General features: G+C 43.2%; 6 protein-coding genes and 1 pseudogene. 2 read left to right on the top strand and 5 right to left on the bottom strand.

The features are described 5' to 3' along the window. A partial coding sequence (locus B5X76_RS02275; RefSeq protein WP_139375176.1) for a transposase occupies nucleotides 1-288 on the bottom strand: 288 nt, incomplete at its 3' end. A 64-nt stretch (nucleotides 289-352) separates the two neighbouring features. Between B5X76_RS02275 and B5X76_RS02270 the strand changes: the two are divergent. Next, nucleotides 353-3,130: pseudogene (locus B5X76_RS02270) on the top strand (SusC/RagA family TonB-linked outer membrane protein); the annotation flags it as partial. Nucleotides 3,131-3,136: 6 nt separating this feature from the next. After that, nucleotides 3,137-4,684 carry a SusD/RagB family nutrient-binding outer membrane lipoprotein gene (locus B5X76_RS02265; RefSeq protein ID WP_079640804.1) on the top strand — a complete coding sequence of 516 codons (1,548 nt, stop codon included), beginning with the start codon at nucleotides 3,137-3,139 and terminating at the stop codon, nucleotides 4,682-4,684. Between the two features lie 73 nt (nucleotides 4,685-4,757). On the opposite strand, the gene B5X76_RS02260 is transcribed toward B5X76_RS02265, so the two are convergent. From B5X76_RS02260 to B5X76_RS02245, 4 genes are all read right to left on the bottom strand, one after another. Further along, a complete protein-coding gene (locus tag B5X76_RS02260) occupies nucleotides 4,758-5,321 on the bottom strand; it encodes a biliverdin-producing heme oxygenase (RefSeq protein ID WP_079640803.1) in 564 nt (187 codons plus the stop codon). 284 nt (nucleotides 5,322-5,605) lie between these two features. Next, nucleotides 5,606-6,190, bottom strand: a complete 585-nt coding sequence (locus B5X76_RS02255) for a hypothetical protein (RefSeq protein WP_079640802.1) — start codon at nucleotides 6,188-6,190, stop codon at nucleotides 5,606-5,608. A gap of 24 nt (nucleotides 6,191-6,214) precedes the next feature. Then, a complete protein-coding gene (locus B5X76_RS02250; RefSeq protein ID WP_079640836.1) occupies nucleotides 6,215-6,970 on the bottom strand; it encodes an HmuY family protein in 756 nt (251 codons plus the stop codon). Nucleotides 6,971-6,989: 19 nt separating this feature from the next. Beyond that, complete coding sequence (locus B5X76_RS02245) at nucleotides 6,990-9,335, bottom strand: TonB-dependent receptor (RefSeq protein ID WP_245800908.1); 2,346 nt, start codon at nucleotides 9,333-9,335, stop codon at nucleotides 6,990-6,992. Nucleotides 9,336-9,471 lie beyond the last annotated feature (136 nt).

Below are 9,471 nucleotides of genomic sequence, written 5' to 3'. Positions count from 1 at the left end.
ATATGGACCGTCTCCCTTGGAGAAGATGGCTATGGCCTTTTTTAGAATATCACGCTCTAACTCCGCATCTTTAAGTCGCTTACGCAAAACCCTCAGTTCCTGTTCCTCGGGGCTTATCTTAGGATTGTCCGGGAGAACCTTATTACCATTGTAACGTGGGTTCCTGCGCCATTTACTAAGTAAACTGGGATCAATATCCAATTCGCCTGCAACTTCTGCTACTGAACCTTTAACAACGCTCAAATCGACCGCCATTATCTTAAATGAATCATCAAATTTTCTATGCATCTCTACAAATTTATAATTACTTATTAAATCTGTCTCGCATTAAAGGTAGCAACTCCAGACTCGACCGACGAATGCAGTAAGTGCACTCTCGGGTAAGGTGGCCGGTCTGCAGGTCATCTCGTCGGGAGGAAATATGGGCGGATCTTCCCGTGTGCTGTTGCGGGGAATCAATTCTATAGCTGGAAATAATCAGCCCCTGTATGTTATCGATGGAACTCCTATAGATAATACCGACTTGAATACGACGGCGACAATCAATGGTAGTGCCGGGAAAGATGTGGGTAACTTAATCCAGGATATAAATCCAGATGATATCCAGAATATAACGGTGTTAAAAGGGCCTTCTGCTGCTGCGCTATACGGCGCTAGGGCGGCGAATGGCGCTATTATCATAACCACCAAGAAGGCGGCTAAAGACGAACGCGTAGATATCTCGGTGAATACGGGGCTAGACTTGGAACATGTGGTACGATTGCCTAAGCGGCAGAAGCTATATGGTCAGGGGTATTCGACTCAGTTTAAAACACAGGAGATCAATGGAAAGGAATATAAGATTGTAGATTATGCTTCGGACGAAAGTTGGGGACCTCGTCTGGACGGACAGGATGTACTGCAGTGGTACGCTTTGGATCCGGAAGATGAAGCCGCTTACTTAAAGCCTACGCCTTGGAGCTATCCCAAAGACGATGTTGGCTATTTCTTTCAAACGGGATTGGCAAATACCAACAACCTAGCGATAGCGGGAACGTCTGGCAATACGAATTATAGATTGTCGTATACCAATAAGAATGTACGTGGTACAGTGCCAAATGCTAAACTGAGTCGGAATAATCTGAATTTTTCGGGAGGAACACAAATAGGAAAACTTCGTGTGACTTCAAATCTGAACTATGTACGGAACAGCTCTATCGGTAAGCCCTGGTCGGGTGCATCGAACCGTAATATCATGCTGGAAGCATTCCAGTGGGGGGCCGTGCAGGTAGACTATAAGATTTTGGAAGATTATAAGCGTGCCGACGGGACGCCTAGGGCATGGAACAGAACGGGTTGGCAGAATACTGCTGCCGGAGAGGCAACACGTTTTATTGATAATCCGTTCTGGTCGGCTTACGAAAGTTATATGGGAGAGCAGCGTGATCGGTTTTACGGAAACATAGGCGCGCAATACGAGGTGAATGATTGGCTGAATCTGAATGCAAAGGTGCATGGTGATATCTATAGTTTCAGGTCGCAGGACCGGATTGCTGTTTATTCCAGGAGTACCTCTCAATATGAGGAGGCTGCAAATACACTGAATGAGTATAATTACGAGTTCCTGGCAACAGCCAATAAAAACTGGGACAACTGGTCATTGGTGGCAAATATCGGGGCCAATCTAAGGGATCAACAGCGAAAAGTAGACTATGCGATCACTCAGGGTGGATTGGTGGTGCCTAATTATTATAATTTGAAAAATGCTTCGGCTGTTAAGATTGATAATAGGCGTTATCATAAGCGTATCTCATCGCTTTATGGTAGTGTGTCATTGGGCTATCAAGACTATCTGTTTCTAGATGCTACATTAAGAAATGATTGGTCGTCTACCTTGCCTACCAATAACAATTCGTTTATCTACCCTTCATTTACCGGTAGTTTTGTCTTTAGTCAGTTGGAAGGGATAAAGCAACTCGATTGGCTATCTTTTGCTAAACTGCGCTTAGGATGGGCTCAGGTCGGTAATGATACTGACCCTTACCAACTGGCCAAGGTGTATGAGGTGGAGCAGGCATTTGATGGTAAACCGTCTAATAGCTTGCCGCAGACTTTGAATAATTCGGTTTTAAAACCAGAGATCACAAGCTCTTGGGAGACTGGTTTACAGTTGCAGTTTTTTAGAAATAGATTGGGACTGGATGTGACGTATTACAATAATGATTCTCGTAATCAGATATTGCCAGTTCCTGTTTCTTCTTCTTTTGGCTATGAAGCGAAGGTGCTTAATGCCGGTAAAATAAACAATAAAGGGATCGAGGTGACATTGACTGGGACTCCTATCCGCAAGACAGATTTTGAGTGGAATACAGTATTGAACTGGTCTAGAAATCAGAACAGGGTGATACATATAGATGATATGGTCAATACGCTGACGCTGAGTGATGGTCTGGTTAATCTGGTAGCTCGGGAAGGAGAAACCTATGGACAGTTTTTAGGTTATGATTTTGTGTATGCTGAAGATGGTCGTAAGGTACTGGATAAGGATGGTGTGTATATGAAAACATCACAACTTGTGCCCTTGGGATCTGTATTGCCTAAGTATATTTTTGGCTTTCAGAATCAATTCCGCTATAAGGGGTTTAATTTGGGCTTTCTGATCGATGGCAGAGTAGGGGGAAGCTTTTTCTCACAGACCTATAAAGTGGGAATGTATGCCGGTATACTGGACAAGACTGCTGCCAACAACATCCGGGAAACGGGTGTAGTGCTCGACGGCGTTAAAGCTGATGTTGATTTTAACGCTGATGGTACATATTCGGTAGGCAATGTCCGTGAAAATGATACGAAGGTGACAGCACAGCAATGGGCCCGGAATGAGTATAATGGACCTACCGCTTTCTCTATTTTTGATGCAACATTTGTCAAGCTGCGCGAGGTGACATTGGGTTACAACTTTAAAATAAATAATAGTAAGGTAATTAAAGATGTGGGCGTGTCTCTGTATGGCCGCAACCTGTGGAATATATATACGAAGAGCAAGTATATCGATCCGGAGTTTACTTCGAGTGGTGGAAACGTGCAGGGTATCGAGGGAGGAAATATTCCCACTCCGCTAACGTATGGTTTTAATGTAAACGTTAAATTTTAGATAGTCATGAGAGATTTTAGATATATAATAGGGCTGTTACTTTTGGGACTACAGCTTACGGGCTGTTCGGATCGTACCTTTGAGGAGATCAATGCCGATCCCAATAGACCATCGGCCGTGAGTACTTCCAGTCTGTTGGTGAGTGGAGAGAAGTTATTGATGAATACCGTACGAAACCCGGAATTGAATCTGCGTGGAGCGCAATTATATGCGCAATACTTTAGCCAGAATATCTATACGGATCAATCCCGCTATATGATGCCCGTAAATTACTCGGACATTTTTTGGACTGGACTGAACCGTGCACTCAATAACTTTAATGAAATAATCAAGCTGAATTCAGCTGAGCTTACCAAAAATCGGGTGACGCTGGGCGGCGCAGGAACAAACGTCAATCAGATAGCGGTAGCACGTATATTGAAGTCCTATGCTTTTCATAATTTAACGGATGTCTTTGGCGATGTGCCTTATCAATCCTATGGTAACAATGATCCTGATTTTGAGGCACTGCAGCAAGACCCTGATAACCTGACACCCAAGTATGCTTCGCAGGAAAAGATATATGTCGATATCTTAAATGAATTGAAACAGTCCGCAGATACGCTACTGAAATATAGTACGCAGCAAACTTTTAAAAATACAGACATCATTTATGATGGCGACAATTTGAAGTGGGCTAAGTTTGCCAATAGTCTGCGTCTACGTCTCGCAAACCGTATCGCCCACAGATTACCGGGGGTAGCGACAGAACATATAAATGATGCATTGACGAAAGGGGTTTTTGGATCGAATGGGGATAATGCTGTATTTAAATATTCCAGCTCATCACCGAATGAGGCTCCATTGTATCAGGCTACGGTCACGGCAAATCGAAAGGACTTTGCAGTATCACATGTTCTTGTGGAAGTGTTAAATGGTAAAAGGGGGCCTTTTAAGATTTTAGATCCTCGTCTGAAGGTATTTGCCAAACCTAATAGTAAGGGGGCTTACGTGGGGCAACCTTATGGTTTGCCTTTGGCTGCGGGCGATTTGTTTCCCGTGGATTCCATATCGCTGCCAGGTGCTGTTATTAATGCAGCCAATTACGCTGAGGTGTTGATGGAGTATGCCGAAGTTGAGTTTTTGATTTCGGAACGAAGGGGATGGGATGAACAGTCTTACCGAAAGGCTGTCCGTGCTTCTTTAGAGAAGTGGCAGGTAAGCCCTGCGGATGTGGAGGCTTATCTGAACACGCTACCGGCAGCAAACAAGGAAAATGTCTTAAGCCAGAAATATATCGCCCTATTTAACCAGGGGATAGAGAGCTGGTCCGAAATCAGAAGGACAGGATATCCGTTATTCTTAGTGAAAAAAGGGGATATCGTATGGTCTGGGACTGTAAAAGGTGCACAGGTCTCTTATCCGTTTGTACCTGAAGTAGGAGACGGGATTCCTAGCCGCTTTATCTATCCGCTAAAGGAACAGAGTACCAATAGAACAAGCTACAGGGAGGCCCTGGCCCGACAGGGGGATGATGTGATCAATACTAAGTTGTGGTGGAATAAGGTCAATTAGGCGATGATACTGGATCTTAAAGAAAAGCGCATCCTCAACGAGGATGCGCTTTTCTTTTTATGTTATGACTTTGTTAGTTGGTCGAAAGTATTCCGGAAAATACTTCGCCAAACTGTTGGAATGTTTGGTTGGCCATGTCAATAGCTGTCTGATGTGTTTCAGGATTTTCACCATATTGGTTCAATACTGCAGTGAATCCCGCCCACATCTGTCCACTATTGGCGCCATAACCTTCGAAAAAGGACGTGCCACGCTCAATACCGTATTTGTGGAGCATCTGAACGATGTAAGGCCCACCCATGATAGATCCTTCCAATACGTACAACGAACTGAGGGCTTCCAATACATTGTTTACTACTGGTGCAGTAGCGTCTGGGAGGTTATCTACATTGCTGCCAAGAGCTTCGATGTCCTTTTTGATGTAAGAAGAGTTACGACGGTCTGTTAGATCTGGTAATACCGCTGTAGTTACGAAAGGAGCGATATTATTTTCTACAGCGCGGAAATAGGCGTAAAATCCTTTAAGTACTTCGGCGTAATCGGCCTCTGAACGGATAGCTTTTAACTGACGAACGACAATGCCTTCTGTTTTTTGATGAGCAGTGTGAGTGCTTTCTTTGATATTTTGACTTAACATATTTTCTCTTTTATTTAAAACGATTCTATACAAAGATTCGTATTTATTCTTTGTCTTTTATGCTGATTTTTGATTTATCGTGTATGAAAAACGATAGTTCGATACTATTTGCTCCTACAGGGTTTCGAACGTCGTGCCCTCCTTCACTACCAATATATGATCAACTATATTAAACTCCAAACTGACTTGAATCTCGATTATGTCTTCGAATGCTTTCTCTAAAATGTGTACACCGTTAGAAGTACTATTGCCAGTTTTTATGTTTCAATCTTAGCAATGGATTACTACTTTGTGAATTTTTTAACGTTTAGATTGTAAGTAGCATCACCTTTTAGTGCTGTAATACCCGCAGCCTGGATGATATAAAGTTCGTCAGCGCTATCGTTCGGTTTCTCTCCCTTATACATTACGATGTAGCGATTAGCTGTAGGATAGACCGCATGGTTGTTCTTAAAGTCGTAGATTATCCAGGTCGGATCTGTTGAAGGGCTAGCCCCCGGTGCACTAGATGCATCAATTCCTAATTTATTTGCAGCTTTTATATCTGAACTTAGTATCATAGAAAGTGTCAGCTTCTCTATACTTACATTTTCTTTATCAAGATACCCCATTTTATAATTTCCAGGTAAGTTGTTCTCTAAGGTTGAACCATACATACCCGAAAGGCTTATCATGCCTTTGTCTTTTTCCTGTGTAGAATTTGTTTTGAAATCGTAATAAACCTTGGCTCCCGAGGGGACCTGTATCGTAGCTGTTGAAGTCGTAGCTGTAGTGTCGCTCAGCTTTTTTTCCACATCGTCTTTACTACAAGAGGTAAATCCTACTACCAAAGCACATACCAGTGCTACTGCTTTAAATAATCTGTTCATGGTTTTATATAATTTTTGAATTGTTTATAGTGTTCTTGTATCCAGGTTTTTACTTCCATCCTCCTGTACATAATATTTGAATGTATAGTAGGGGGATGGCCAGTTCATATTGGTCACCGCTGTCGGATTGCCTTTGTAAACGTTGATCAGCTGTAGTTTGGCATATCTTCCATCGGGAAGTCGGATGGCATAGGTACGATTGGGTAATGCCTGCATGAGATGTGTAGAGAGGCTGTACTGAAACCATCCGAGTGATTCGGAGTTGTACGCCCAACCGATTTTGCCTGTCCCACTTTTGTCGAATTCTTGGTCTGAAGGGGCAAGGGTTACACCTTGGTAAGCTTGTTTTAACAATATCACAGCGGTACGATCTGCTGTACCTTCATACCCGGGATTGAAGGGATCGAGGCTATTGTTTACAAAAATCTCCGAGTTATAGGGACCCGTAAATGCAATATCCCATTCTTTGGTTTTGAGCCATTGGGCGGAGTCGGCTTGCGTTTTGATCCAAATTTGTTTTTGGTCTCGAAAGCGAAAGAGAAAGGTTTGAAAGGGACGATTTTCCTTGCCGTCGGCACCATCGTTCATGGATGCGTCGACATCGCCAGGTAGATCCTTAATGACGGTGCTCTTGCCATCTTCCGTTCCTATGCCATAGTCTTTGTCCTTGCCACAGGCCGCTAGGAAGAAGATAAGAGAAATGGAAAACAGGCACCGTCCGATTCTCCGGTAGGAAAGCCATATAGTGCACTCTGTTATGATCAATTTAATAGTCTTCATTTTTAACGCTTTTTTGTCTTTAGGATTCCTTTTTTTTGATCCAACGGTAACTGACACCTCCCATAATCACTCTTCCGGGTTGGCCGAGTAGATAGCGACTCGTAAAGTCGAATAAGTTATCACCGATAAGACGGAATGTAAGTCTCTTGTCCATAATACTCTTTTCTAGGGTTACATTGACCAGTGTGTGATACGGTACAAAGATGTCATAGCGGTCTATGAATTGGTTGCCGTTATATTCTTGGAAAGGGATACTGCTTCTGAAGTTGATTCGCGTATTGATATGAAGACCCCATGGTCTATATTCATACCTTGCCTTCAAGTTAAACATATGTCTGGAGCGATCCTCGATACCCCAGTAATCAGATTTTTTACTCTTTCGATATTCACTTGTTGCAGGATCGTTGATCTGATTGTACGGATAGTTTCCAGCGGCAATGCTATCAAGCACACTCAAGTCTTTAGAAATGAGGTATTGATAGCCCCCGGATAACTGTAAGTCTTTTGTCAGCTGATAGGTAATAGAGGCTTCAAAGCCTTTATTCATTGCTTTGGGCAAGTTACGGTAGCTGAAGATCTGCGCGATAGATGTCCCATTACCAACTGCGACTGTGCTGATCTGGTTGTTGATACGGTGGTAAAATAACGAGAAATCAGTCTGCAGTTTTGGAGAGGGATTCCAACTAAACCCAACATGGTTGGAGAGGCTGGTCTCTGCTTTAAGATTGTTGGCGACCAAATTCAGCATATAACTGTTTTGGTAGCTTAGTTCCCCATTTTGATCCATGCTTTGTACAATATCTGCAATACGCTCTGTGCCTACGACTAGATAATTGGCTGCAGGGTTGAAAAATACCTGATAACGCATTTTATAGTCTGGAGCTTTAAATCCGGCACCTGTACCTGCTTTAAGAAGGAATGTAGGGCTAAGGTGATATTGCAACCCTAAGCTGGGGCTAAGATGGGCGTCGTATACATTGGATTGATCGTATCGTAAGCCAAGGGTCGTTAGTAATTTATCTACGGGTTTCCATTCGGTTTGTAAGTAGGCAAATGTACTGTTAAGCGATCGCTTCTCGTCGAGAGCTTGGTTATCCATGATCTCCAAGCTAGCACCTACCCCGCCTGTAAGTTTTAAATGGGTCAGAGGGCTATAGGCAAATTGCTGTTCGATACGATGTACATTTTGTCCGAATTCTTCGGCTGCAGCAAGAATGCCCTGTTGTAACCATTGTGCTGTAATCTCCGAATGAAATCTAGAATAGTAATAACGCGACATACTGCGTAGGCCAGATTTGAAATTATGGTCATAGCTTGCAGATAGATTAATGTCTTGGTCACGCTGTTTGTCCTGAATAGCGGATTGTGCAGACCAGGCGTTGATCATCTCAGATTCTCGGTGTGCAAATCTCCCAGTAAAACCCAAGGTACCGCTCTTACTGATGCGATAACGGGATCGCCCCTGTATGCTATAATTTGTATAGGGGGGAAAGGTCGTACTCTTGCTATCCAGATATTTGGTGTCTGTGTTAAAGCCATCGGTGCGGTAGTAATTTCCGGATAGGACTATGCTGCCTCGCTGGTTGGAAAAGGGGGTCTCGGTTTCTAATGTAGCGTCTACGGTGTTGAGCGTACCATATAAGAGAGACGCATGGGCTTGAGGTACCAAGGCGCCGTATCTAGTGATGATATTGATAGCACCACCTAAAGCATCACTGCCATATAAACAGGAAGAGGCTCCCTTGATGATCTCTATACGTTCAATATTCGTCACGGAGATACGTGAAAGATCAAAACTACCGTTATTTCGACCTAGCATAGGTTGACCATCTACAAGCACCATGACGTAATTGCTGCTGAAGCCCTGTATCTGTACACCTACTGCTCGTGCGCCCCCCGCTATATCATTGACGATGGCGACTCCGGTCTGTTCTTTCATTACTTCGTCCAATCGACGGCTGCCCATAAGTTCGATTTCACGTCTGGTGATGACTTTGACGGGCATAGCGGCCTGTTCGGCTTGTATAAGGTTGTCTACAGCCCGTATTCTGGCATTGACATTGACTTCTTCTATGGAATTGGAAAGGCTAAGGAGCTGGATCTTTCTATAACGATCATTATTTTCTAAATCGAGTGAATCGATGAAAGGCTGATAGCCCACCATGTTAACGGAAAATCGATAGCTGCCCGCATAAAGGTTTTCGAATCTGAATTTTCCGTCTGCGCTGGTCTTGTAGGTCTTTTTGTCTGGAAATAACGTGATTATGGCATCGGGTAGCGGTCGATTTGCGCTGTCGACAATAGCCCCTGTGAAGTTTAAGCGCTGCTGTCCATGAGCCCCTGTAGAGCACATGATTGAAAGCATGCTAATGAAAAAATAAAATATGTGTCGCGTGTACAAGAATATTGTTTTTATTTTTACTAATTCTAAATAGTGTAACAAAAGAACTAAATCATATTCAATAATTGTCTATGAAAAATGTCAAAAATTATATTCAATT

The organism is Sphingobacterium nematocida (assembly GCF_900168125.1).
Taxonomy (GTDB): domain Bacteria; phylum Bacteroidota; class Bacteroidia; order Sphingobacteriales; family Sphingobacteriaceae; genus Sphingobacterium; species Sphingobacterium nematocida.
The sequence above is the reverse complement of the archived record's forward strand: the minus strand, read 5'-3'. Positions and strand labels throughout refer to the sequence as shown.

What these genes read in the sequence shown, in the direction of transcription:
- B5X76_RS02265 (WP_079640804.1), top strand. Translation starts at nt 3,137, where the DNA reads ATGAGAGATTTTAGATATATAATAGGGCTGTTACTTTTGGGACTACAG.
- B5X76_RS02260 (WP_079640803.1), bottom strand. Translation starts at nt 5,321, where the DNA reads ATGTTAAGTCAAAATATCAAAGAAAGCACTCACACTGCTCATCAAAAA.
- B5X76_RS02255 (WP_079640802.1), bottom strand. Translation starts at nt 6,190, where the DNA reads ATGAACAGATTATTTAAAGCAGTAGCACTGGTATGTGCTTTGGTAGTA.
- B5X76_RS02250 (WP_079640836.1), bottom strand. Translation starts at nt 6,970, where the DNA reads ATGAAGACTATTAAATTGATCATAACAGAGTGCACTATATGGCTTTCC.
- B5X76_RS02245 (WP_245800908.1), bottom strand. Translation starts at nt 9,335, where the DNA reads ATGCTTTCAATCATGTGCTCTACAGGGGCTCATGGACAGCAGCGCTTA.